At 54.8% G+C, this 22,978-nt stretch carries 19 protein-coding genes and 1 pseudogene; 10 read left to right on the top strand and 10 right to left on the bottom strand.

From position 1 onward, the window contains the following. Positions 1-266 precede the first annotated feature (266 nt). Entirely contained in the window at positions 267-1,118 is an 852-nt protein-coding gene (locus tag BDD14_RS27440) for a tyrosine-type recombinase/integrase (RefSeq protein ID WP_130424143.1), read from the top strand. After that, entirely contained in the window at positions 1,105-1,578 is a 474-nt protein-coding gene (locus tag BDD14_RS27435) for a hypothetical protein (protein WP_130424141.1), read from the top strand. Before BDD14_RS27440 ends, BDD14_RS27435 begins: the two co-directional genes overlap by 14 nt. 81 nt (positions 1,579-1,659) lie before the next feature. Here the strand turns inward: BDD14_RS27435 and BDD14_RS32115 are convergent, their stop codons facing one another. Then, positions 1,660-1,968, bottom strand: a complete 309-nt coding sequence (locus BDD14_RS32115) for a hypothetical protein (RefSeq protein WP_165420341.1) — start codon at positions 1,966-1,968, stop codon at positions 1,660-1,662. Positions 1,969-2,174: 206 nt separating this feature from the next. After that, entirely contained in the window at positions 2,175-2,537 is a 363-nt protein-coding gene (locus BDD14_RS27430) for a hypothetical protein (RefSeq protein ID WP_130424139.1), read from the bottom strand. A 604-nt stretch (positions 2,538-3,141) separates the two neighbouring features. Here BDD14_RS27430 and BDD14_RS27425 point away from each other — a divergent pair. Next, the gene (locus tag BDD14_RS27425) at positions 3,142-3,549 is read left to right on the top strand and encodes a hypothetical protein (protein WP_130423805.1); all 408 of its coding nucleotides are present in this window, start codon (positions 3,142-3,144) and stop codon (positions 3,547-3,549) included. Here BDD14_RS27425 and BDD14_RS34820 read toward each other — a convergent pair. Together BDD14_RS34820 and BDD14_RS27415 are read right to left on the bottom strand one after the other, a co-directional pair. After that, positions 3,470-4,123, bottom strand: a complete 654-nt coding sequence (locus BDD14_RS34820; RefSeq protein WP_130424137.1) for an SOS response-associated peptidase — start codon at positions 4,121-4,123, stop codon at positions 3,470-3,472. The genes BDD14_RS27425 and BDD14_RS34820 overlap by 80 nt on opposite strands. Positions 4,124-4,161: 38 nt before the next feature. Continuing rightward, positions 4,162-4,416: a hypothetical protein gene (locus BDD14_RS27415; RefSeq protein ID WP_130424135.1), complete on the bottom strand. Its 255-nt coding sequence runs from the start codon at positions 4,414-4,416 to the stop codon at positions 4,162-4,164. Positions 4,417-5,090: 674 nt separating this feature from the next. Here BDD14_RS27415 and BDD14_RS27410 point away from each other — a divergent pair. From BDD14_RS27410 to BDD14_RS27395, 4 genes are all read left to right on the top strand, one after another. After that, positions 5,091-6,092, top strand: a complete 1,002-nt coding sequence (locus tag BDD14_RS27410; protein ID WP_130424134.1) for a nucleoside hydrolase — start codon at positions 5,091-5,093, stop codon at positions 6,090-6,092. 77 nt (positions 6,093-6,169) lie between these two features. After that, entirely contained in the window at positions 6,170-7,648 is a 1,479-nt protein-coding gene (locus BDD14_RS27405; RefSeq protein ID WP_130424132.1) for a hypothetical protein, read from the top strand. After that, the gene (locus tag BDD14_RS27400) at positions 7,645-9,438 is read left to right on the top strand and encodes a multicopper oxidase family protein (protein WP_130424130.1); all 1,794 of its coding nucleotides are present in this window, start codon (positions 7,645-7,647) and stop codon (positions 9,436-9,438) included. The genes BDD14_RS27405 and BDD14_RS27400 overlap by 4 nt, the downstream gene beginning before the upstream one ends. A 609-nt stretch (positions 9,439-10,047) precedes the next feature. Continuing rightward, positions 10,048-11,682 carry a sensor domain-containing protein gene (locus BDD14_RS27395; RefSeq protein ID WP_130424128.1) on the top strand — a complete coding sequence of 545 codons (1,635 nt, stop codon included), beginning with the start codon at positions 10,048-10,050 and terminating at the stop codon, positions 11,680-11,682. Positions 11,683-11,941: 259 nt separating this feature from the next. Here BDD14_RS27395 and BDD14_RS27390 read toward each other — a convergent pair whose 3' ends face one another. Continuing rightward, positions 11,942-12,340 (bottom strand): hypothetical protein, encoded by a 399-nt coding sequence (locus BDD14_RS27390; protein ID WP_130424126.1) that lies wholly within the window; start codon positions 12,338-12,340, stop codon positions 11,942-11,944. Positions 12,341-12,592: 252 nt separating this feature from the next. Between BDD14_RS27390 and BDD14_RS33420 the strand changes: the two are divergent. Beyond that, a pseudogene (locus BDD14_RS33420) lies at positions 12,593-12,867 on the top strand (IS30 family transposase); the annotation flags it as partial. Between the two features lie 576 nt (positions 12,868-13,443). Next, positions 13,444-15,720 carry an MMPL family transporter gene (locus BDD14_RS27380; protein ID WP_165420340.1) on the top strand — a complete coding sequence of 759 codons (2,277 nt, stop codon included), beginning with the start codon at positions 13,444-13,446 and terminating at the stop codon, positions 15,718-15,720. A 66-nt stretch (positions 15,721-15,786) separates the two neighbouring features. Here BDD14_RS27380 and BDD14_RS27375 read toward each other — a convergent pair whose 3' ends face one another. Then, positions 15,787-16,662 (bottom strand): outer membrane lipoprotein-sorting protein, encoded by an 876-nt coding sequence (locus BDD14_RS27375; RefSeq protein WP_165420339.1) that lies wholly within the window; start codon positions 16,660-16,662, stop codon positions 15,787-15,789. 470 nt (positions 16,663-17,132) lie between these two features. Here BDD14_RS27375 and BDD14_RS27370 point away from each other — a divergent pair, with 470 nt between their 5' ends. Next, positions 17,133-17,966 (top strand): DUF1003 domain-containing protein, encoded by an 834-nt coding sequence (locus BDD14_RS27370; protein ID WP_130424120.1) that lies wholly within the window; start codon positions 17,133-17,135, stop codon positions 17,964-17,966. Positions 17,967-18,130: 164 nt separating this feature from the next. Here the strand turns inward: BDD14_RS27370 and BDD14_RS34815 are convergent, their stop codons facing one another. The 4 genes from BDD14_RS34815 to BDD14_RS27350 form a co-directional block, all read right to left on the bottom strand. Next, positions 18,131-18,412: a hypothetical protein gene (locus BDD14_RS34815; protein ID WP_130424118.1), complete on the bottom strand. Its 282-nt coding sequence runs from the start codon at positions 18,410-18,412 to the stop codon at positions 18,131-18,133. Between the two features lie 79 nt (positions 18,413-18,491). Beyond that, positions 18,492-19,814 carry a sugar porter family MFS transporter gene (locus tag BDD14_RS27360; RefSeq protein ID WP_242618330.1) on the bottom strand — a complete coding sequence of 441 codons (1,323 nt, stop codon included), beginning with the start codon at positions 19,812-19,814 and terminating at the stop codon, positions 18,492-18,494. 335 nt (positions 19,815-20,149) lie between these two features. Beyond that, on the bottom strand, positions 20,150-21,466 hold the full coding sequence (locus tag BDD14_RS27355; RefSeq protein ID WP_130424116.1) for a molybdopterin-dependent oxidoreductase: 1,317 nt from the start codon (positions 21,464-21,466) through the stop codon (positions 20,150-20,152). A gap of 304 nt (positions 21,467-21,770) precedes the next feature. Beyond that, complete coding sequence (locus tag BDD14_RS27350) at positions 21,771-22,148, bottom strand: HU family DNA-binding protein (protein WP_130424114.1); 378 nt, start codon at positions 22,146-22,148, stop codon at positions 21,771-21,773. Positions 22,149-22,978 lie beyond the last annotated feature (830 nt).

Raw genomic sequence — 22,978 nt, 5'->3', positions numbered from 1 at the left:
ATTTTGTGAGAGCGGTTGATCACGCGTTTGCGTAAGGTATCGAGCCACTGATGATGATCACTGGAAACGTCTATGGAGCCGGGACTTCCTGATGTTCTCTGAAATGTCGGGTTTTGACCAAGTTCGCGTTGGCGCGTCTCTGGGCCGGGTGAACTTGGCGAAAACCCCGTTTGAACTAAGCCGCTGGCGTGGCGGATGCTGCATTTGTGGCGATGGAAGGAGGGCTTGGAGCGGCGGCATGATCTGAGTCATAGGAGGTACTTCTTATGACTCAGATCAGAGACCGGATGCTCGAAGAACTCGAGCGCCGCAACTATTCCCCTGGAACCGCAAAAGCCTACTTGTTTTCGGTCAAGCAGTTTGCCGAACACTTTCATCGTACTCCCGACCGGCTTGGAGCGGAGCATATCCGGGAGTACCAGCTCTACCTGTTTCGTGAGCGGAAGCTGGCTGCGAAGACGGTGGCGCAGCGAGTGGCCGCGCTGCGGTTCTTCTACGTCAAGACGCTCAAGCGACATCACATGCTGGAGCACCTGCCGTTTCCCCGCTTGCCGGAGAGGCTCCCAACCGTGCTCAGCCGGGAGGAGGTCGGCGGGTTGCTGGCCGCCTCCGCCAACCGGCTGCACCGCACCATGCTGATGACGTTGTACTCGACCGGAGTTCGCCGGACCGAGCTATGCCAGTTGAAGACCTCGGACATCGACAGCGAGCGCATGGTGGTTCATGTGCGTCAGGGCAAGGGCAGGCGCGACCGGGATGTACAGCTTAGTCCCGCCCTGCTCGAAGAGCTGCGCGGCTACTGGCGATGGATGAAGCCGAAGACCTTTCTGTTTCCGGGTCTGGTCGATGGCTGGCGAGCCGATGTGCCCATCACCGACAAGGTGGCCTGGTTCGCCTGTCAGAGCGCGGCACGGGCTGCCGGGATCGAGAAGCACATCTCCCCGCACACCCTGCGCCACAGCTATGCGACCCACCTGCTTGAAGCAGGAGCGGACCTGCGCACCATCCAGGTGCTGCTCGGCCATGCCTCGCTCGATCACACCACCGTCTATCTGCACCTCTCCCGGCGGCATATGGATGGTGCCGCTATGGAGCAGTGTAAAGGTGGAGACAAATGACCCCACCATCGTGAACTCACTTGCGGCATTGATCGAGCGGAGCAAGGAAGTACCTCTTGCGCAACGAGCTGCCAAATTAAAATCCGTTGTTTTTGAACTGCTGCAAGGCGAACAGATCGAGGAAGCGTATGAAGTAACCCGTCGCGCGCTTCCCGACGCCCGTATCTTTGCGCAGCCGCTGATTACGGGGCACGCTATACACTCCACGCCAAATGCCACAGCGAATGCGACTTTGCGATTCTTGTCGGCGACTTTAGGAACCGATGCCCGCCCCCTTCACGGCCAAGTAGTCTTGGTCGGCGAGTTGGCATCCATACGTGGCGTCTGCGGGGTCCCGCTGACCGTCAAACGTGACGGATGGGAACTTGGAACATTAAGCATATCCTCTGAAGAACAACTTTCGCAGATTCGGCTCTCTGCTGCGTCAATCGCAAACTATCTCATGGCTGTGAGGTGTTAGAGCCGTTTATGGTTCTGGATAGAGCTCAATAGTGGACTCGATAAATTGGCGTTGTTTCCGGAAAACGCCGTTTTCGGGAGTCTATTGCGTCTCGCGCAAGGAGGCGTAACCCTTGGCCGCGCCAAAGGCTAAGAGCGCATATAAGCACCCATTCAGAAGTGGCATGAGGATAATTGCGGATGGCCCTTCGATAACCCAAAACGGGCAGGTTATGTAAACAGTGCTCCAGAACACACGGCTGGCTAATCCCTCTGGAAGATTGAAGAGCAGCATGGCCACAATGCCCCAAAACGCTGGAACACCTGCTCCGATACCAAACGCAAGAAATGTTCCGCGCATGAATCGCTCTGGGGCCGAATGCATTTCTGGATCGTAGCAGGTCGCATTCACTGTGTAGCTCCCGGAAAGTCCGGTTTGCGGCAAGTTCGATTTGAAGTTTCCGAAAACCCCGTTTCAGGGATGGATGGCTTTGCACTTGTTGTAGCGAAGGGTGGGCCTAACACTCACATCGAGTGAAAGTGCGTCTTCTGGCACACGTTGGGCCTGCAACTGATTTACATTCAAGAGGAAGAAGGGCAGATCTCGCACTTGGCTTTTCAAGACCCGTGGGTGTGGAATTTGTGGACGAGCTTTAGGATGCCGTACACGATAACAAAGTCTGCAAGGCCGAGTGGAAGAAGGATGATGCCGGGAAATCTCTCCGTTGACCAAGGGAGAAAGAACACCAGACCTCCTTGGATGGCAAATATAGCGGCAAGTGTGAGCCAGAACGAGGCATGATGACTTAGGTTCCAGCATGCTCTCATCGCCATGATTCCGCCTAGCGCAAAGACGACCGCTGCGCCGCCTCTACCCGGCTGATTAGGAACGACAAAGAAAAAGAAAATAAACGAGCCAGCGGCGGCTGCCCCTATTTGCAAAAGATTTATGAATACACTGTTCGATGTCTCGTCATTCATCGGGAAGCCTAACCCAGCCCTTGCTCATCATACATTTCTCCAACCTCCTGCAAAGTCTCGTTTTGGGAAACTACGGCCTTATCGCTTCCCAAGCCCACTTTCAGGGAACGGCTGGTTCAGCTTCCTTTCAGCAACTCTTCCAAGATATTCAAACCGAGTTTCGGTTCCCCAATGCATTCGACTCTCGCTCTGTTTGTTTGTGACATAGCTTATGGAGCGATTCAGAGGAACTCATAAACCGTCGTTTTCGATGCGTTACCTCAACCAAGCAGCAGTCGAAGACATCGTGAAGAAAAACGCTGTTTATCCCCGGACATGGCGGAGCTAGGGACCTGTCATCCGTGCGGCGTATAACCAGCCAACGCACGTCGATTTTCGCGTAAAGACACATGAAACAAAGATCTAGTGCACGAGCGTGATGCAGCGGCGTGTGACTATCGTTCCCGAGGGTCTACAGACCTCCGTAACTACCGATTTACCGCCTGTTACAAGCGCAAAAACTATGATCGCTGTGCGGAAGGTTTGGTTCCTCTCCGCTTTCCCCAGCGTGTCCGTTCCTAGACACGGTACGACCACAACCTTCACCCCGAAAGGATCAGAGGCAATGGCATTTCCAACCGCTGTGAATGACGCCAAGTCTAAGTTCAATAGCACTCCCATTAGCGAGAGTGAGATCAACGAAGCTTTTAAAGCTTTGCAATCGAAAGATGCAGGCGGGAATGCAATAACTGTAGACGTTCTAGGAGCGTTCGTCCAATACACAGCACTTCAATTTGCCGGTCAAAAGATGTTCGATGTGAACAAAGTTGACGCGATGGCCAATCAAATACTTAGTTATCTACAGTCCTACGATGGAAACAACAAGAGGATTGTCATTCAATTGTTCGGCGGTGGCGAATTTATTGCGGACAACGTAGGAGCAGGACAAGGTGTTAGCGTCGGCTACGATATAGGCGCCCTTCCGGGGATAGGTAAGAATTGGGCAATCGTATGCTTCGCACTTTGGGACTGAACTGATTTGTCATAATCATGCCATGTCTATCGCCCATAGAAACTCGTCGTAAAAAAGAACGGGAGCCTCTCGGCTCCCGTCTTCGTTCCGTTGCCCCGGCCATGTGCCTTTCGGCAGGGATGGTTCCGGCAGCGTTCTCATAAAGAATATCGAACCAGAACAAAGGGCAAAGTTCGAAGATAAGCGATGGGGCATTCAAACCTGCGTAGGGCTGCTTCGGTGGCTTCCCTTCTTTCGGCCACTCATGGAACAAACTGGCCGGGACCAGGCAGCGACGTTTCTTCAACGGCTCGCGCCACCTCGGAGCCTTCGTGATTGTCTCCGCTCTAGCATTGATCGTCGAAAGCCCTTTGACGTCGTTCAGGTCTTTCGTGAAGAACGGCACAAGACCCCAACGTGCCAGGATCATTTCTCGCTCGCCGGTCCCACGACTTTGCCGGATGATGGGCTGATAGGTCGTCGGCGCGATGTTGTAATCCGCGTCAGGCATCGGCAGCTCGGCCGGTTCCGGCTTCGCGCGAAAGTGTTCTGCGATCTTCTGTTTGTCACTCCGTCGACAGTACCGACCGCACATGCGCTACTCCAAGGAGCTTTCTCACCCCACCATATTCACTAATCCTTGATCTGCGATATCTCGCCGCTAAACCAGTCCGAATCCGATGCTCCGTTTTGATACGAGCGGATACATCCGGCAATTTGACCGTTATTGTCGGGATTGTTGAGTAAGTCAGCAATCGTTGAAAGGGCGCTCTGTATTCCAGACGGTAGCCCATCGAATAGAACGCCACCGCCACCTCCGTCACCGCTGATTGCGCCGGACGTGGTTAGAGGGTCAGTCTGCTTAGCATTGTTGAGAGTTGTACTCACGAACGAATCTCCTTTGTTGTGCTGACATGTCTGAATGTTGCTTTTAGATGGTGGAAAGTTTTTTGATAACGAAAACCGCCAAAATTTTGGGTTGGCGACGGTACTTGCGACATTGGTTCCGCCAATGCCGCAAGCCCTTGATGCTCAGAAGCTCTCGTTTATTTCATGCCTCACGATGTTGGAGAGGACCCAATCACCGTCAAGCTAATAGGTGATGCCCCTATGTATGCACATCAGCAGCTCGAGTTCTATAAACCCATAACCGCAACTTGTTAGCGGAGACGAGGATCTGTTCATGCGTCAGACTCTCGCTGGGATGCTCTCGTGTCAACAAACGGTTCATTCGGCGGTCACAATATGACAAATCAGCGCTACAACCTTTAGGGCATTGTTCCCGTAATAGCTCGTGCGATCATCTCGGTCAGGATTCATTTGCTGAGCTGTAACTCCTTACCTGCCTCAATTTACTCTCTCCCCATCTTCCACTCATGTCACACGCGTACTGATCACGCGTCCACATTGAACTCCTTCGCCGGAGTAGATTCCCGTTGGGTTGAGCCAAACAATGGGATATCCGCCGGGCGTTCGCAGGCTGCACCCTGTACCTCTTTCTGTCCTGTTCGCTTGCTCCCTTCCCTTGTCCTGCGTTGAGCAAACTCTTGTGCGTACAGGACATGATGACAACTTCAAAAAGTATGCCCGCTTCCGGAACCCGCATCCCGGTTGTCCTCCTCCATGATGCAGCCGTCGATGAGTTCATCTCATCGATGCTGCTTAGTGTCATGCCGGGTATCGATTTGCTCGGCATCATTATCATCAATGCAGACTGCATCGCTGAACCAGCCATGCAAGCCTCCTCCAGGCTTCTTCAGTTCATGGGCCGCACCGAAATCCCGGTGGCGCTCAGCCGCGCCCGCGGATGGAATGCCTTTCCGTGGGCCTACCGAAAGGACTGTGTCTGCTTTAATGAGCTTTCTATTCTGAAAGGCTACAACCCGCAGGTGCCCACGCCACCGCCCGACGGCGAAGCCCTCCTGGCAAAGCTCTTGCGTGAAGCTATCCTCACAAACCGCCCGCTCACTCTTCTCATGACCGGTCCTGTGACCCCGCTGGTCGACACTCTCAGTAAGGAGCCCTCGCTCGCCAAAGGCGTCGGTCAGATCGTCTGGATGGGCGGAGCTATCGATGTCAGCGGCAATCTGGACCCGCAAACCATCAACTCAGTCGTCGCTAACACGCACGCTGAATGGAATGCCTTCTGGGATCCGTACTCGGTCGAAACTATCTTCCGCCTCTTCGGGGGCATCAACATGTTCCCACTGGACATCAGCGACTCCGCTCCGGTCACATCGGAGTTCCGCAACGCGCTCAAGCAACAGGGTGAAAAGTATCGCTACTCGCAGCTTGCCTATGAAGCATATAGCCTCGTTGCCAGCGAGCCCTTTTATCGCCTCTGGGATGTCACAGCTACCTGCTGGCTTACACGCCCCGACCTGTATACACCTGCAACCACCATGCCGCTCACTATTGAGCAGTGGGGCTTCGAGCAGGGCTGGATCCACAAGCCGCTCACTCTCGGAGCAGAGAAGCCGCAGAACGTCTTCTTCAGCTTCGCGGACCTTCAGGGGTTCTACAAGTATGTTTTAGAGCTGCTAGCCACCAACGGCGGCAGGTAATCAGCGCGAGTTAACTGCGCCAAGACAATGCAGTCGTACGCACGCTTGCAACTAACTCGTCCACTCAGGAGCACGAGATGTCGATTCGAAATTTACTGTCAACCTTGGTGATCGCCATAGTCGCGACTCCTGCCTCGGGCCAACTCCCGATTCCGAAGCAGGAGAGTGCAGCATCCATCGCCTTCCGCAACGCGGTTGTTCCCGCGCCCCAAAAGCCCACAACGCCTGTTTTCAAGCTTAGCCATACCTACCCGCACAGCATTCCCGCAAAATGTGAGGAGTGCGAGTGGCTCAACATTCCCGTCAATTTCGCCACACAATTCCCTGCTGGTTCTAAGAAGGTCGAGTCGCCGCAGTGGCATGGTCAACACTGGGATGAATACATCAACGCCATCCTCAACTATGTGAAGGAAGACCAAGACCCGCAGCTCTCGAACGAGATTGGCTGGAAGACCACAGTCAAGGGTAAAACTCGTTGGTTTAACGTGCCGTGGATGGCCTACGACCCTACTGCCGGCCGCGAGTACGTGCATGGCACCACGAACGAGCGTACTGCGACACTTGGTGATCTCGTGCAAGGGTCACAACAGGGGCCACATGTTCAATTTTTTATGGTCGGTGAGAAGGAATCGTGCAAGACCGACTATCCCTGGGGCTTTGAATCTTGGTCCGTTGGCTATTACAACGAATTCGGCGGTTACGCCCTCGGTCGCACTATACCCACAAGTGGCGTCCCGCAAATGGGAGAGTATCTGGGGACCTCAGTTCCGGCTGGCCTGCCTTTCCCGACAGGAACTGTCGTCGTCAAGATTCTTACCTCCAACATTCCCGTCGACTGCGTTCCTTTCCTTCGTGGGTCACCCGAATGGATGGTCGATCGCCACAAATACACGAAGGCCAATGGTTACGAATGTGATCGTGAGGTGCAGTCCGACCATGTCGTCCAGGTCGATGTCGCCGTTGTCGATCGACGCTCACCAACGGGTTGGGTGTATGGCACCTTCGCTTATGACGGCAACACCCCCGGCACCACCTTCTGGGATCACATCGTTCCCGTGGGCTTGCAATGGGGTTCCGATCCGTGGACCTTTCCTGCCGTTCCGCTATCTGCCAGCTTGCCCCTGCAGCAGAGCGTCATCAACACCGATTCCGCCACCTTCCAGCACCTTGGTTGTAAGGATCGCCTAGCTGGTCCGGTCGATAACCAGCAATCTTCCTGCACCTCATGTCACGCCAGCGCTTATGCAGCACCTAAGGGAACCCCTGGCATCATGGGCTCCAATGTTCCGCCAAGCTTCGGCTTCAACGGCATGTGCCAGGCGTACTCGCTCGAGAACGCAGCCTACTTCCAGAATCAATCTGCCCCGCAAAGGTTCCCAGGGGGCCAGTATGGCGACGCCTTCACTATGGACACTTCTCTGCAGCTTGAAGTTGCATTCACTCAGTATGGCTACTACAACACCGATCGTGCACCGCAGACCTGCACGGACCCTAACCAAATCACTCCCCCGCGTAAGGCAGCCGAGGCCGCCATACAGAAGAAGGTCTCCAAATGAAGAATGTATCCCGGCGTAATTTCATGGCGCTGGCGGCTGGAACTGCCGCCAGTACCGCTGCTCCACTGATGAATGCGCAGCAACCAACACCGCACCACATGCCGATGGAAGAAGCGCCGCCGCTTCCCCTGCGGCCTGACGAGGAGTATGTCGTTCCGGACCATACTCTCGAGGCCAAGTGGAAGATCATGACACTCGACGGCGTTAAGGTGAAAGTCCGTACTTATAACGGCTGCCTACCCGGTCCGCTCATCGTTGTTCAGGCTGGAACTAAGCTGAAAATCCGCCTCAAGAACCTGCTCACTCCTTACGATTCCAGCGGATGGGATTCAAGACAAATGAATGTACCTCACATGCTGGACCACACGAATCTGCACCTGCACGGCCTCGACGTCGCGACCCACATCTTTGACCCACCCGGTACCAGCGACTGTGCCGCGCCAATGATCTCTATCGGGCCTAATGAGTACAAGGATTACACGTTCGACATCCCCCAAGATCAGCCTCCGGGGCTAAGGTGGTATCATCCGCACGCGCATGGCGCGACGGCAGTCCAGGCGGTGTCGGGCATGGCCGGCGGAGTCATCATCAAGGGAGCGATTGATGAGGTGCCCGAGATCAAGGCGGCGCATGACTATCGAATCGTCCTTCAAGACATTGGTCTCTTCGAGACCGATGAGCCACACGCCGACTATGCGGAGAGTTATGAGCCTCGCCAGAATGCCATTTGGCAGACTTATAGTTCTGATCAGTATGACCAGTATAAGTATCCATCAGGTAGCGTCACCATCGACGGTAAGCCGACAAATCCTTCGCAGACATGCGGTTTTACTACTGGCGATTACCACCTGCGCTTCTATCTGGTGAATGGGGCACCATACTTCAGAGAACGGCACAACCCCGATAATCCCACCGCGCCCCATTCCTGTCAGTTAACGCCTGCTGTTTTCAAAATGCGCCCTGGCGAAGTCGCACGCTTCCGGATGCTGAATGGTTGTTCCGACCTTATGATGCCCATCCAGGTTGAGAATCATCCGATGCATTTGCTGGGCATGGATGGCAATAACTTTGATCATCCAGAGGTGAAGGAGTACGTTCCGAACGCCCCACAAGTCATACTTGCCCCGGCTAATCGTGCAGAGTTTCTGATCAAGGCATCCACTAAGCCCGGAAAATACCACATCCTGCAACTCGCACAGAAGGCACAATTCCTCGAAGCTGCGCAGAAGACCATCGCCACCATTGAAGTCGAGGGCGAACCCATGACCATGGACCTTCCGCTCAATCTTCCAACTCTCACACGTTATCCACCTATCGGCGACGCTGAGATTGTACGCAAGCGCCGCTTCGTTTTCAGCGGGCTCTTTCCCGGCAAGCAGAATCCCACGGTCGGTATAGACTTCCGTATCAACAACCAACTCTATGATGAGTTTGCGATTCCCACCACAGTCTTCTTGGACACATGCGAAGAATGGACCATTGAGGTCCCCGACGCAGCACGTGGAGGCTCGGAAGGTCATCCCTTTCATATTCACGTCAACAACTTTGAAGTGGTCTCTGTCGCAGGAATCGTGCCTCCTCATCGCCTCATTCAGGACACAATCTGGGTCGCTCAAAATACGGCAACCGTAATCCGATTGCGGTTCAAGCAGTGGACTGGCAAGGCCGTGTTCCATTGCCACATTCTTCCGCATGAAGACACCGGGATGATGCAAAACTTTCTCATCGCGAAGAAGATGCCAGTACACCATCATGAGCGCAGTATTAAGTTGCTCGAAGAGAAAAAGTAGTCAAAAGAACTAATGCAAAAACGAATGATCAAGTGACAGGGCACGCAAGGGAATGTGGAATGACAACGCACTCAACAGCGGGCCGGAAGGCATCGTCAACGAAAGAATGTCCCGCAAACCACCAATCGCCCACCATCAAAGGAGAAGAATGTGTCGCAAACCTACGGCGATCTAAGCAATGATGTGCAGCAGTTACTTCAAGTGTTGGTAGAGCTACTCAATGCGTCAATAGACAATAGTCAGAAAAGCATCCAAGCCCAAAAACCATAGAAAACGCCTGGAAGAATCAGCAAAACGACGATTTCGGATATGACTAGCCAGTTGCAAAGCATCCTTTGGAGCTAACAAAGCTACAATGTTTCAGAAGTCCGCCTTACTCAACTTCATGTAGTCCGAATTGATCGTTCGGAGGAAGGGCTGTTCGTGTCTCCAATGCGTATCGTCACTCAGTCGAATTGTAGGATTGTTTAAAGAAGCAACCCGCGGCGCAGAATATGGTTTGGGCTGCTGCGGCTTGCGACGGTCTCCTCGAACCATATCCCGAGGGAACTCCCTCCCAGCAGTTAGGTAATCGACTAAACGGATGTCATTAAGGGAGGCTTCCCCAGAATGCAAAAACCACCGGTAATTTTCGAAGGGAATCCTCTGGCCATGTGGATTTATGATCTCGAGTCCCTTCGTTTCCTAGAGGTCAATGAGAGCGCCGAGCGTCAATATGGGTATGCCCGTCAGGAATTTCTGAACTTAACGGTAAACGATCTTCGTGATCCACAAGAGAGCGCCCCAGTTCAACCATCCCTGGATATCGATATGACTGATCCTGATATAGTCTGCGTTCATTGTAAAAAAGATGGAACGAGGATCATTGTAAAGACTTGTGGCAACAATGTAAGTTACCACGGACGAGCAGGACGATTTGTGGTCGCTGAAGACGTCACGGAACGCCATCATGTACATGCGCAACTCTTCCAGTTGGCCCACCATGATCCCCTTACAGGATTGCCCAATCGAATTCTCCTGGAACAACGGATGGGTGACGGGCTTGCCTTAGCTGGGCAACGAGGCCAACGCGCAGCTATCATCTGTCTCGATCTGGACCGCTTTAAACAAATCAATGACTGGTATGGACATGCCGCCGGAGACGAGTGCCTCAAACAATTGGCAAGTTTGCTGACCCGAAGGCTACGTGGCATGGACACTGTTGCCCGTACCGGAGGAGAAGAATTCACTATCGTTTTAGGTGAAGTAGACAGTGTCGCTTCAGCGGAGATAGTCGCGAAGGTGTTGATCCATGCTCTTTCAAAGCCGATTCAGATCGAAGGTCACAAGATTGTCCTGGGTGCCAGTATAGGCGTAGCTGTCTATCCAGACCACGGGATTGGCGCTGCTGAACTCTGGCGAAGCGCGGATGCAGCCATGTACCATGCAAAACGCGCAGGCGGAAACCGACATACACTTGCAACTTCAGGCAACAACAAACTGATAGTCGAAAGTCTGGACGTCGACGCTCAAATGAGATCAATGTTGCACAATGAGGGCTTCCAACTGCATTATCAGCTCCAGTATTATCTCAGTCGCGAGATACGGGGGATGGAAGCTCTGTTGCGTCTGCCCAGCCTGAAAGATGCCATTGTCAGCCCAGACCGATTTATCGCGATTGCTGAAGAGCGCGGAATGATTCACTCTCTAGGAAAGCTGGTGCTGGAGAAAGCATGTCGACAACTAAAGATATGGAACTGGCAACGTGGCGTTCCAGTCCGTATAGCCGTGAATATCTCGCCCTTGCAACTGATGCGATCGGATTTTGTCAGCGAAGTTCAAGAAGTTATCTCTGAGTCAGGCATAGAGCCTGGTTGGCTGGAGATGGAAATTACGGAGCGAGTCGTTTTGAACATTGATGAGATCTCACAGCGAATGGCGGAACTTGCAAATATGGGCATCCGGTTCGCCGTCGATGATTTCGGTACAGGATATTCTTCATTGCAACACCTTCATCGCCTGCCTATCTCAACTCTAAAAATAGACCGCTCTTTCATTCACCAGCTCTGCGAATCCAGCCGCAGCTATTCGCTCGTAAAATCCATTATCGCGATGGGGCATAGCCTGCAAATGGAAGTCATCGCGGAAGGCGTCGAACATGAGGACCAGATGCAGGTACTCCAAGACCTTGACTGTGATTGCATACAAGGCTTTTTTTTGTCCCAACCTTCATCTCCCGAGACCGTAGAAGCTTTACTCAAATAGGACGCGAGCTTCACTCCAACGCCTCTACTACTACATTGACATTTCTATCCGGCGCGCATAGAGACATTTCTATCGGGCGCCAACACGGGCGGTAACTGCAAAGCAATAATGTCGTAGCTCTGCAAAGCCAAAGTGTCGCTGCCCCATCCTGAGTTCAGGGTTCGGAGGCGACAGATTGGGCTGGCTAAGTGTGAGGTACTTGTAGGACGGCATACCGTACCCTGACATTTCTAACGAGATTCAACACCCGCCGCCATGTCTACTCCAAGCTGTCCAATGAGCACTTCTTTCCATGCGCGAGCTTCGCGGACTTCCTATTCTGCGAATTAAACATCTCCACGACCTCCACCGTTTCACAGGTCACGGTCATTGTCTTCGGAGTGGAGTACCTGCTGATGAACTCGTCCTGCTCGTCTGTGGGTTTCTTTGCCAGATCGATCATCGCGTGCATCGCCTTGCCCTCGGGGAGATCATCAGTTTGGAACATCACAGCGTAGGCCGCCTCTGCCGATCCGCCGTGGATTACATGGGTTCCTTTCAAGCGCATCGCATGATGGGTGGCCAACAACTTACCTGTCACGCCAGAAGGTACCGTCTGTGCCATTCCAGCGCCCTGCAATACGCTCATTATCAACATGCAGCTCCTAAACCCCATCATGAGTTCTCCTTGGATTGCCAAATATCATCGCAGATGTCGAATTGATTTTAATAGTCCTACCAAGCCGCATATCGCTAATCCTGCACCATATCTAGGAACGGTATGAAAGGTAGGATGTCCGGCTCGCATAAAGTAATGCGTTCACTGGCGCAGCAACCTCATCGACCAGTTCCTCCTCTCCATTACGAGCCGCGAATTTAGTAAAGTCTAGCTGAGTTGCGACAAACGACAATACGGCTTCCACTACAGGAGGACCGAGGGCTGGAGATGGCCAAACACAAGAGCTTCACGGTGGCCACGAATGTGAAAGTCCACTTCTGTGATCCGCGGAGCCCTTGGCAGCGCGTCACCAACGAAAACACTAACGGGCTGCTGCGACAGTACCTCCCTAAAAAAACGCCTTGTCCGGCTATTCTCAATCCGATCTCGACAAAGTAGCGCTGCGCTTAAATCAACGCCCGCGAAACACCTTGGGCTTTGAAATTCCTGCGAGTAAACTCCAAGCCGGTGTTGCATCGACCGGTTGAGACCGCCCCGACTTTCAGGGAACTTCGGTCGAATTGGTAAACACAATCGCGTTTGAACGAAGCCGCTGGTGCGGCGGACGCTACGCGTGCAATACTCCGGACATCATGGGCTACCCAAGCGTCCTGAACCGACTTTCGCCCATTTTTGCCAACGTGCCTTCCTTCAGTACGTTGCAGGCGAAAGTCGATTCAATTCCCATAGACTGATCGCGTCCACCGCAAACGCCACCGGCTCCCTTCAAACGGCTCTATCTAAACTGCCCGACCGATGTTGGCGACTGCAAGGTTCTGTGTCGTGGGCAGTCAAGATAGAGTCCTATCGTTTCCCATTACTAATCCTCTCTGAGTTTCCTAATTCGTTCCTTGATGAGTGATTGGCTGGTAATCATACAGCGAAGTCTTCGTTAGCCACATCCCTCGATTGCCAAGGGCTTAACGGGCAGTTCCCCGTATCTATCGTTACTTAGCTCAAGGCCGAACCCAATAAATATCCAGTTTGACGCTATATCATGGATGCGCCCGATCACCGAAGTCGTTTCATTGCTCTCAGACGAACAAAAACGGCGTGGATCTTCCATGGGAATCCGAAGCTCGAACACGGGCCGTGGTGCCGCTCGCGGCCGATTCTGGCTGGCGATGTCGGGGTTTGTCATGGCGCTTGCGCTGGTGCCCTTTTCCCACAATGTCGAACGGCGCCTGGAGGCAACGGTTCACATCAAGGGCGGAGAGTCCGAAAAAGTCGACCTTGAACTGGCGCAGCGTTTCCAGTCGACCTACGCGCACCGCCTGATTCTGGTGATAAGCGGTATTCCTGATCCGGATTCAGCAAAAGGCGCAGATGTATTGGGCTTCTTAACCAGTTCATTGCGGAATGTGCCTGGAGTGTACGGTGCCGTATCGAGTATCGATTGGCCAGATCCTCTCTTCACTGGGAACAATGGCGGAGCCTTGATCATCGTCGGGTTGGACCCGCACGATGAATCGGTCGAGGCGTTGGTCCCCAGACTGAGGGCAAGAGCAGACCGGATGGAAGCTCAGCTTCGGTTGCAATACCCCAATATCAAACTGGAGATCACGGGTGAAACGCCACTGAACTTCGATCTTCGCAAGGTCAGTGCAGATGACGTCAACCATGCCGAGAAACGAGCGCTGCCGGTAACTCTCCTGCTGCTGTTGCTGGCCTTCGGAAGTCTTGTGGCTGCACTATTGCCACTGGGAGTTGGCGTGCTCTCAATTTCGATGGCGTTGGGTGCGGCTGCGCTACTCGCAAACTATCTGCACCTGTCGATTCTGGTGCAGAATCTGGCAACCATGCTCGGCCTTGGTTTGGGTATCGATTATGCGTTGCTGATGGTGAGCCGGTTTCGCGAAGCATTGGCCGAGGGACTTGATCCCGGCCAGGCTGCCGATGTTGCTGCCGGGAAAGCAGGGCGGACGCTGATCATCTCGGCCACGACGGTTGCAATCGGATTTTCAGCGCTTCTGACGGTGCCCATCAGCGAACTGCGCTCCATCGGGATAGCTGGCCTGCTCGTAACCGCTTTCAGTGTCATGCTGTGCACTTTCATCCTGCCTTGGGTCCTTGGTCTGCTGGGGCATCGCATCAATGCCGCCAGAGTGCGTCTTCCAGCCAGACGGCGCAAAACGCCGCACAACCTACGTCTGGCGAGTGAGCGGTGGGTGCGATGGGGCAGCCTCGTAACCCGCCGCCCCCTCACGGCTCTGCTTGTCGCCGGGATTCCCCTACTGATCCTTGCATCCCAGGCTCGCAGAATCTCGCCCGGGCTTCCTGACCATGACTCGCTCCCGGCCGCAGCCGAGTCGGTCCAGGCACTGCATACTCTTCAAGGCATGGGGCGATCGGGTATTGTGGAGTCCCTCCGAGTGATCCTGGAGTTGCCGCCCCAGTCTCCGCCGCTCTCGCCGGCAGGCTGGGTTGCCGTCAGCCGCTTGACCGCACGCTTCCAGAGCGATCCCAGAGCGCAGGAGGTCTTATCTCTTCCGACCCTCACGGGAATGGCCGACACTGCGGATGCTATCAAGGATGTGCCCGAGCCAATCCGCAAGAGTCTTATGCGCAGCGATGGGCAAGCTACCTTGATTGAGTTTCTGCCAACCGCCAATCTTTCATCCAGCGAACAGATTCGATGGGTCAGAGAGGTGCGTTCCTCCGATGTCGCGGCGATAACCGGAGTTCCCGGCGCTATGCTGCGCGTCGGAGGCATTCCCGCACTCAACGCAGACTATGACTCTGTAGTGAAGGAACGCTTGCCCAAGGTGGTCGTTGTAGTCGTATTGGGGAGCTTGCTGGCGCTCCTGATCGGGTTACGGTCTTTATTTGCGGCTGTAAAAGCAATTCTGCTCAATCTGCTTTCAGTCGGAGCCTCATTTGGCGCGTTAGTTCTCGTCTTTCAGGAAGGCCACGGCAGCAAACTCTTTGGGCTCGATGGACCGACCGGCACAATATTCCCGATCGTGCCGATTCTATCGTTTGCCATCGTCTTCGGATTGAGCATGGACTATGAGGTCTTCCTGGTCGCCCGAGTCCTCGAAGAACGGAGGCGCGGTCTATCCGAGAGAGCGGCGGTGATCGAGGGCCTGGCCCGGACCGCCGGCCTCATCACGAGCGCCGCGGCAATTATGATTGCCATCTTCACCGCATTCACTCTGGGAGGCTTTCTGGTCATCCAGATGCTGGGCTTTACGCTCGCGGTAGCCGTGTTCATTGATGCCACAGTGGTGCGGATGGTCGTCGGTCCGGCACTATTGCAACTTGCCGGCGACTGGAATTGGTGGCCCTTTGGCTTATATGGGGCAGCCCCGGCAACGCCTGAAGACGAACATGTCCCATGAGGGCGAGCACCGTGGATACTGCACTCGCAGCAGAGCACCTCGCAACAGCCTGTTAAGCGATTCGATTTATTTCACTTTCTTTCCCTGAGCGCTGGACTGGCTGACATCAAAGTCCTTGAGTCCAAGCTTTGCCCTTCCCGAGCCCCTTTCGATTACAAGCATCGAGGAGCCGGGCTTGCCCTGCAGATTTGCCTCCACTCGCGACGCAGACCAAATGCCGTCGATCTGTCGCAGCCCGTAGTAAATGAACTCCTTCTGCCCTCCCGTCCCACGAAGCGTCTTCACCACATGCACAGGGAAAAAGATGCCGCGATCAATCCACGATGTCACCGAATCATAGTAAGTCCGGTCCTGAGCGCCGGACATACTCTTAAGGACAAAGCAATCCCGCGCGCCGCATCTCTCCGGTGCCAGGAGTTCCTGATTCTTCCAGAAGAACCAGCTCTCTACCATGTCTTCATAGGAGAAGTCTGTTCCCACGAGTCGGTCGTTCCAACGTTCGAATGGCAACACGCTAGCGGTTGTCTCGCCAGGAAGTACTGCCTCGATGCTTACGTGCCCGTTCACGCTCATATGCAGAAGAAGGCTCGTCTTCGCGGAGGCTGGCGCCGAGATCTCGCATAGCAGACGCAGGCCATCGGGAAACCAGTGAGCCTTGGCGGCAACCTTGTAGCTCGTGCGCGTGCCATTGCCTTCCACCCGTGTGAGTCGCCCGGTTACGCGGTAGTCCAATCTCTCAATACGCTTGCGCGAGCCAGTCAACGCAGTCTCCAGGTCAGGATTCGCGGCGAAGGTTCGCGATGGATCCACCAGCGAGAACAGCATGAGCAAAACGATGGACGCTTGAATCGTCCCAAAGGCGTACCTCCCGCATCTGGCCTCGGGATACCGGCCAAACTTGCCGCTGCGAGAAAGCGTTACGACGCGGTGCAGGAAGGTCATAGCTATGTATACAGCCAAAGTCCGTATAGCGCCCATTCAGGGCGACGGGTAGTGATTGGTTAGAAGCCCGGCCGATAAGCGTGGGTCTGGGGTTGCGTACAGATGTGTAATGACATTTGTCGATCTACTTCCAATCACTCCAATGGAAGTGGCAGGACGAAAAGATGTCCTGACGATCCAGTTCGATGTTCCAGACTCACTACGAGGGTGTCGCCCTCAATGTTAGTCGAGCCCAGCGCATTCTTCCTAACCATCCGTCGCTCATTCTAAGAAAGTTTGCACCAGAACCCTCAGATCGATGATCACCCACCGCCCTTCGCGGAGCTGGGTCTCCTCTCACGGGGTCGCGGTCCCCTGCCGTGGGTTGATGGAGTGGACACACGAGGGAGACTTCGGCTCCGCGCACGCGGTTCTGCTAATCTTTCGGTCACAACAGTTGAATTTGGACCATTTGAAGGAGAAGCAACGCCATGCCCTGCGCACCGGAAGAGTTGAAACACGTCCCATTGTTCGAGCTGCTCGATGAGGAAGAGCTTGCCGTTCTTGCAGCGCAGGTGGAGATCAAGCACTTTGCCGCGCGGCAGAGGATCTTCAAGATCGGCGAGCCGGGCAACCGGGCTTACATCATGCTGTCGGGCGTGGTGCGTGTGACCACGGTGGATGAAGACCAGCAGGAGGTGCTGATCGAGGAGCCGGGACACGGCGGCTTCTTCGGCTTTGCCTCGATGCTGGACCAGACGCCACACCAGTCGAACGCGATGGCGATGGAGGAGAGCGTATGCCTGGAGCTTGACCGCCATGATATCGCCGAGCTGCTGAAGCGGAAGCCGCTGGCAGGTCTGGATATGCTGACCGTGCTGGGCCGCCAGTTCCACGCGTCGCAGAAGCTGATTCAGCTCCGCGCGAACCGCAACGCCAATGTGATGATCGATAAGGAGGCGACGTGGGGCGAGAAGGTCGCAGACGCGGTGGCGCGCTTTGGGGGATCGTGGAACTTCATCCTGTCGTTTCTGGCTGTGCTGGTGATCTACACCGGCATCAATATCTTTCTCAAGCGCCATATGTGGGACCCGTATCCGTTCATCCTGCTGAACCTGTTTCTTTCGATGCTGGCGGCGCTCCAGGCTCCGGTGATCATGATGAGCCAGAACCGTCAGGACACGAAGGACCGCCTGCGCAGCGAGCTGGACTTCGACGTGAACCGCAGGGCTGAGGCGGAGATCCAGGCGCTATCGCGCAAGCTGAACCTGATTACCGACAAGATCGGCGATGTGGAGGAGATGCTGCGCGAGGGGCGGCGCTGAGGGATCAGTGTCTCCGGTTGGAGCTCGCCGTGCATGGCCCACCCATGCGTTGAACGCATGAGTGGCCACTCGGAGCAGGATGTCCAAGTAGAATGTTTCGGCTCCAGCCATACTCAAGCGCCGCCCGCAGATACCATTCGAGAGTGTGCAAAGTTGTGGGGTGGTCATGCTGAGATATCGAGATGAAATTTGTCCGCGAGGGGCCGAAAGCCTTTGTGCCAATGCCGGAATGTGTCTTCCAAGGTGCCATTGAGCACTTGAATGCGCACGTCCAGGAAACTTTGGACGGTGTACCGATTCCATCGCATTTGTTGCTTCTTCACCATGCGTTTGGAAACGATCTCATTCACCGCTGATTCAACGAAGCCTGTTGAGATCCGTTGTCCGGCACGGTAACGCTTACCGTAATCGGGCATGGAGTCGGCGTTCAGTTCCAGATAGCGCATTGTCTCCAAAAGCGTGTGCGCTAGTTTCTTCAAGGAGGGAATGTGGTCGAAACACGGCGCCTGGGCCCATAGTTCAACATTATGTGATCTTCAGTCTGGCTTGAATCGCTTCGAGCGATATCCCCTTGGTCTCCGGGTAGATGAAACGCACAACGAGGAATTGAACCAACATCATGGCCGCAAAGAACGCAAATGGCGCCGCCTGAGATTTTGCGGCGACATATGGGAACACACCTGCAATCACCGCGTTCATAATCCAGTGTGAGGAGGAGCCGAGGCTCTGCCCCTTGGAGCGGATGCGCGAAGGAAACACTTCCGCGATATAAACCCAGATTACTGCTCCCTGCGATATTGCAAAGAAGACGATGAATACGACTAAGCACCACACCAAGAGATCCTGATGTGTATGGGTGTAAAAAATCGCTGCCGTCCCAGCTAATGCTATCGCGGTCCCGATCGAACCTATGAGCAGAAGCGTCGTACGGCCCACCTTGTCGATAAAGCTCATGCCGACAAGTGTTGCCAGCAGATTGACCAGGCCTACTCCCACTGTCTGCAACGCGGCCGAGGCCTCATTGAATCCGGCTGAAGCAAAAATGTAATTAGAGTAGTAGAGGATTGCGTTGATGCCTGCGAGTTGATTGAAGAGACCTATCGAAACGGCGAGGAAGATCGGCAGCTTGTACTTCTTCTGAAATAGAGGTTCTTGTCTGATACCTCGTTCCAAATGAACCGAATCCATGATCTCTTTGAGTTCTGCTTCCGAATCCGGGGAACCCATGAGTTGCAATACTTCCCTGGCCTCATCAGTCTGATTTGTGGTCACGAGCCATCGAGAACTCCTCGGAATGCCATAAAGAAGAACGAGAAACACTATTGACGGTAGAAAAGCGACTCCAAACTCCCACCGCCATTGAGCTAACCCAAAGTGCTGCAGAGTGATGATGTAGTTCGAAAGGTAAGCGAGCAAGATTCCAATAACGACGTTTATCTGGAACAACCCCACCATGCGACCACGCAGCTTTGCTGGAGCCAACTCGGCAATATATACCGGCCCCAGGACAGACGATCCACCGATCCCGAGTCCTCCAATAAATCGCGCGACCATGAGAACTTCCCAGTTCCAGGCGAAGGCGGACCCAAGAGCGGAAACGGTGTAGAGAATTGCCATGATACGCAATGATTCCCTGCCGCCCAGTTTTTGACCGAGGGCGCCAGAACACAATGCCCCGATGACTGTTCCGACCAAACCGATGAAAACGGTCATTCCCAATGTGACCGGGGTGAGATGGAAGATTCCTGCCAGCTGTTGGGTGGTGCCAGCTATGACGGCCGTGTCAAATCCAAAGAGCAGTCCGCCGAGTGCTCCGACGATGGAGGCCTTCACTAAGTAACGGTTCAATGGGTCTCCAATCCATAGAGGACTATGCGAGCGAATTCATTGTTGTAAGCCGATCGTCAGAGATGGGGGAAATCGTCCAAGCCGTCTCGTTATTTGCGAGAAGAGGCGCCTGCGTCGGGAATTGAGATCATCGATACGAGCTTTGCGGCGTTTATATACTGCGTGGCTTAAATCATTCGATGGCTAAGCGGTGTGCACGTCGGAATTTCCGAGAACCACACAGCCGTGAGCGCATGAACCGAACACGCACACGCAAGACGTTCCGCGTCCATCACAACTTCATCGTTGCCTGCAACTGCAGTTGCACCAGTTTCGCGCAGCACACCCCACGGACCTTAGTTAACCATGACCCGGCGGGTTATTTGCCCGTTGCTCTCCCAGTAGGTCCTCCTGCTGGCGAGGAATGGGTCGTCCGGCGCTGGTTGGACGTTGCCGTCGACATCGAACGCCCGCGACCGAATCTTGTGCTCGCCCGGAGCGGGCATCCCCCAATCGAATCTCCAGAAGCGCCAGGCGTAGTCACGCGATCTTCTTCTATGTGACGCGGGGCTCTCGAGCCTCGCCACCGACGGCCTATCGTCGATTTGGACGTCCACCGCCGCGTTCGACGGGGGTCTCTCGAGCCTCGCCGCCGTCCAGGGCCCGTCGTCGACTTGGACCTCCACCGCCGCGATCGGCGCGCCCCATGCGGCACCCATGATGGCGTATCGATTAAGTAAACGCGTGACTTTCGCCGGCGCCGACTTGAGCCGGTCGTGACTCACGGTGGTGAACGTCCAGACGGTCTGGCTGTCGCGCTGCTCCTCGCGGATGGAGACGTAGTCCCGCGCCATAAAGCGACCCGCGTAGCGGTGGTCCACCACCTCTATGCGCGTCAGCCACTTGACATTGGCCACTCCGTACCAGCCCGGGGCGATCAGGCGCACGGGAAAACCGCTACTCCGGGGCAGTGGCTCGCCGTTCATTTCGTAGCAGAGCAGGTTGTCGCGGTTGAGCGCTTCGTCGATAGACATGCTGCGGGCGAACTGCTCGGTGATCGTCAGATCAAGTCCGCCTTCGGAATCGGGCGCGACCACTCCCGTCTTGCCGCCACTGACGATCCCCGAGTTGTCGCGGATTGTCACCGTGCCGCTATCAACCCCCCAGAACACCACTTCGGTGCCCTGCTCCAGCACACCCGCCTCCTCTAACAGGGGGGCCAGCTGCGTTCCCCCCCAGCGGGCATTGCCGATGCCGCCGATGAAGAAGTCCAGGCCGGTGCCGGTGTTGCCCGAGCACTCCAATGTGAAGTCCACCTCGCGGCGCTTGCGGGCTTTGAGGTCAGCCAGCGTCAGGGACTGAGGATGTGCGACCAGGCCCGCGATTCCGACGCGCCATGTGGATTCATCAAGGCCGCCGGGTTGGCCGTAGTGGTTAACAAAGAAGAAGTTGTTGGTAGGTGTCAGCCAGGAGTCGAGCGCCTCCCACTTCAGCAGGTTGCCGACGTTTTCCGGGATAGGGTTCGCCGCGGGCTGGTCGAGCCACGGAATAACCTCACCGCCGGAGTCCCCGAAGGATTGTGCCAGACCTGCCACCCGCAGCACCGTCAGCTCCGCCAATGCCGCGCCACCACCCTTCAACAAAGTACGCCGAGAAACGTCTTGATTTTCCATGGGACAGTCCTCCCTTCCACGAAGGGTTGTCATTTTTCCGCCGCGTGCTCTCGGTTGTCAACCGACACGTCAGGGCTCATTGCTTGCAATAGGATGGCCCGCATATCGGGCACCGTGCACAGGCAGCTTGCAGTTGCTGTAAACGATAATCTAGGACGGTGAGGCAGGTACGTGATGTTCAAAAACTCCTCCCAGTTCGTAAGTGCAGCGTGACAGCTACAGATAGTAAGAGATCATCAAATGCCCGGCTTAAAGTGTACGGTCCCCCGCTTGAGCGGAGGACCGTGTCCAGCTGGTAACAAAATTACTTCACAGGAGCGATAGCGTCCTTCGCTGCCTTGGCGACGCGAAACTTCACCGCGGTTTTCGCCTTGATCTTGATCGACTCGCCGGTCTGAGGGTTGCGGCCGATTCGAGCCGCACGCTGAGCCTTGACCAGTTTTCCTAGTCCGGGAATGGTGAACTCGCCATTCTTCTTGGTTTCTTGAAGCGCTGTCGCGGCCAGGAGATCAAAGATAGCCGCAGACTGCTTCGTCGTCCACTCCAATTTTTCTGCGACAAAGCGTACGAGCTCTGCCTTCGTCATCTTCTTTGCCGCGGTCGTCTTCTTCGCAGGAACTGCAGCGGTCTTCTTCGCTACTGGTGTAGCAGTCTTCTTTACTGGAGCCTTCTTCGTTGCCATGTAACCCTCATTTCAATGTTTAGTGATTAGGAGTGTTTCGTCGTTTACTTCTTTGTTGAAATTCTCTTCGCCGGAATAGCTGGGACTTCTTTCGGAGGTGACAGGTGAGCCAAGACTGACGCACCGAGTTCACGCGTCTCTTCGGTAGTGAGCATGCTGGGAGATTTGGCTGCTTTGGCGGCGAGCTTCTTGATCTTGGGAGAGGTAATTGCTGCAGGAGCTTTAGGCATTGCACCATTCTACGTGGTCTAGCCGTCCATCCTGGATACGCGAGCTTCGAAAATAGTTAAACGCTTATTGAAAGAAATCGATGAGTGGTTCGCGTTCATCCTGCCAGCGCCTGATCGTGAGTTGCTGTTCAGTGCCATAGCGCGCGCCACAGCTGCGTTTCGCTCCACAAAAGCTCTTCATCCAAGAGTAGCTGCAGTCGCCCACAGTGCCACACCGCGATCCCAGCGAACTGATATTCCCCACCCGATGGAGTGGTCAGCAAATAGACACCCGTCTTATCTTCTACAGAAAGGTTCGACCTTCTGCACCGACCACAAACAGAAGCATCGCAAGTTGCAGAAGTACATCTCTCCGCCCATACCCTTCAGGACGAAGGAAGAGTCAGGGACGGCGAACATATCGTGGGAGCAGACTCGACGCTTCATCATCCCCGGTTCCTTCCTCTAGTCCGTCTTTCGGGGGAATCCTTCCAAGATACTTCAGGTCACGGCTACACGAACAACGTCGCACAGCCTCAGATCCTGCGAGGGAGCGTCACATCAAACGTCCAACATTCCTACGTCACAAAATTAATACGGGCCTAAAATTGGGACGCGAGG

It is taken from the genome of Edaphobacter modestus, from assembly GCF_004217555.1.
Taxonomy (GTDB): Bacteria; Acidobacteriota; Terriglobia; order Terriglobales; family Acidobacteriaceae; genus Edaphobacter; species Edaphobacter modestus.
The sequence above is the reverse complement of the archived record's forward strand: the minus strand, read 5'-3'. Positions and strand labels throughout refer to the sequence as shown.

Excerpts from the sequence above, each read along its gene's own strand:
- BDD14_RS27440 (WP_130424143.1), top strand. The coding sequence starts at position 267 with ATGACTCAGATCAGAGACCGGATGCTCGAAGAACTCGAGCGCCGCAAC.
- BDD14_RS27430 (WP_130424139.1), bottom strand. The coding sequence starts at position 2,537 with ATGAATGACGAGACATCGAACAGTGTATTCATAAATCTTTTGCAAATA.
- BDD14_RS27425 (WP_130423805.1), top strand. The coding sequence starts at position 3,142 with ATGGCATTTCCAACCGCTGTGAATGACGCCAAGTCTAAGTTCAATAGC.
- BDD14_RS34820 (WP_130424137.1), bottom strand. The coding sequence starts at position 4,123 with ATGTGCGGTCGGTACTGTCGACGGAGTGACAAACAGAAGATCGCAGAA.
- BDD14_RS27410 (WP_130424134.1), top strand. The coding sequence starts at position 5,091 with ATGATGACAACTTCAAAAAGTATGCCCGCTTCCGGAACCCGCATCCCG.
- BDD14_RS27405 (WP_130424132.1), top strand. The coding sequence starts at position 6,170 with ATGTCGATTCGAAATTTACTGTCAACCTTGGTGATCGCCATAGTCGCG.
- BDD14_RS27400 (WP_130424130.1), top strand. The coding sequence starts at position 7,645 with ATGAAGAATGTATCCCGGCGTAATTTCATGGCGCTGGCGGCTGGAACT.
- BDD14_RS27395 (WP_130424128.1), top strand. The coding sequence starts at position 10,048 with ATGCAAAAACCACCGGTAATTTTCGAAGGGAATCCTCTGGCCATGTGG.
- BDD14_RS27390 (WP_130424126.1), bottom strand. The coding sequence starts at position 12,340 with ATGATGGGGTTTAGGAGCTGCATGTTGATAATGAGCGTATTGCAGGGC.
- BDD14_RS27380 (WP_165420340.1), top strand. The coding sequence starts at position 13,444 with ATGGGAATCCGAAGCTCGAACACGGGCCGTGGTGCCGCTCGCGGCCGA.
- BDD14_RS27375 (WP_165420339.1), bottom strand. The coding sequence starts at position 16,662 with ATGACCTTCCTGCACCGCGTCGTAACGCTTTCTCGCAGCGGCAAGTTT.
- BDD14_RS27370 (WP_130424120.1), top strand. The coding sequence starts at position 17,133 with ATGCCCTGCGCACCGGAAGAGTTGAAACACGTCCCATTGTTCGAGCTG.
- BDD14_RS34815 (WP_130424118.1), bottom strand. The coding sequence starts at position 18,412 with ATGCGCTATCTGGAACTGAACGCCGACTCCATGCCCGATTACGGTAAG.
- BDD14_RS27355 (WP_130424116.1), bottom strand. The coding sequence starts at position 21,466 with ATGGAAAATCAAGACGTTTCTCGGCGTACTTTGTTGAAGGGTGGTGGC.
- BDD14_RS27350 (WP_130424114.1), bottom strand. The coding sequence starts at position 22,148 with ATGGCAACGAAGAAGGCTCCAGTAAAGAAGACTGCTACACCAGTAGCG.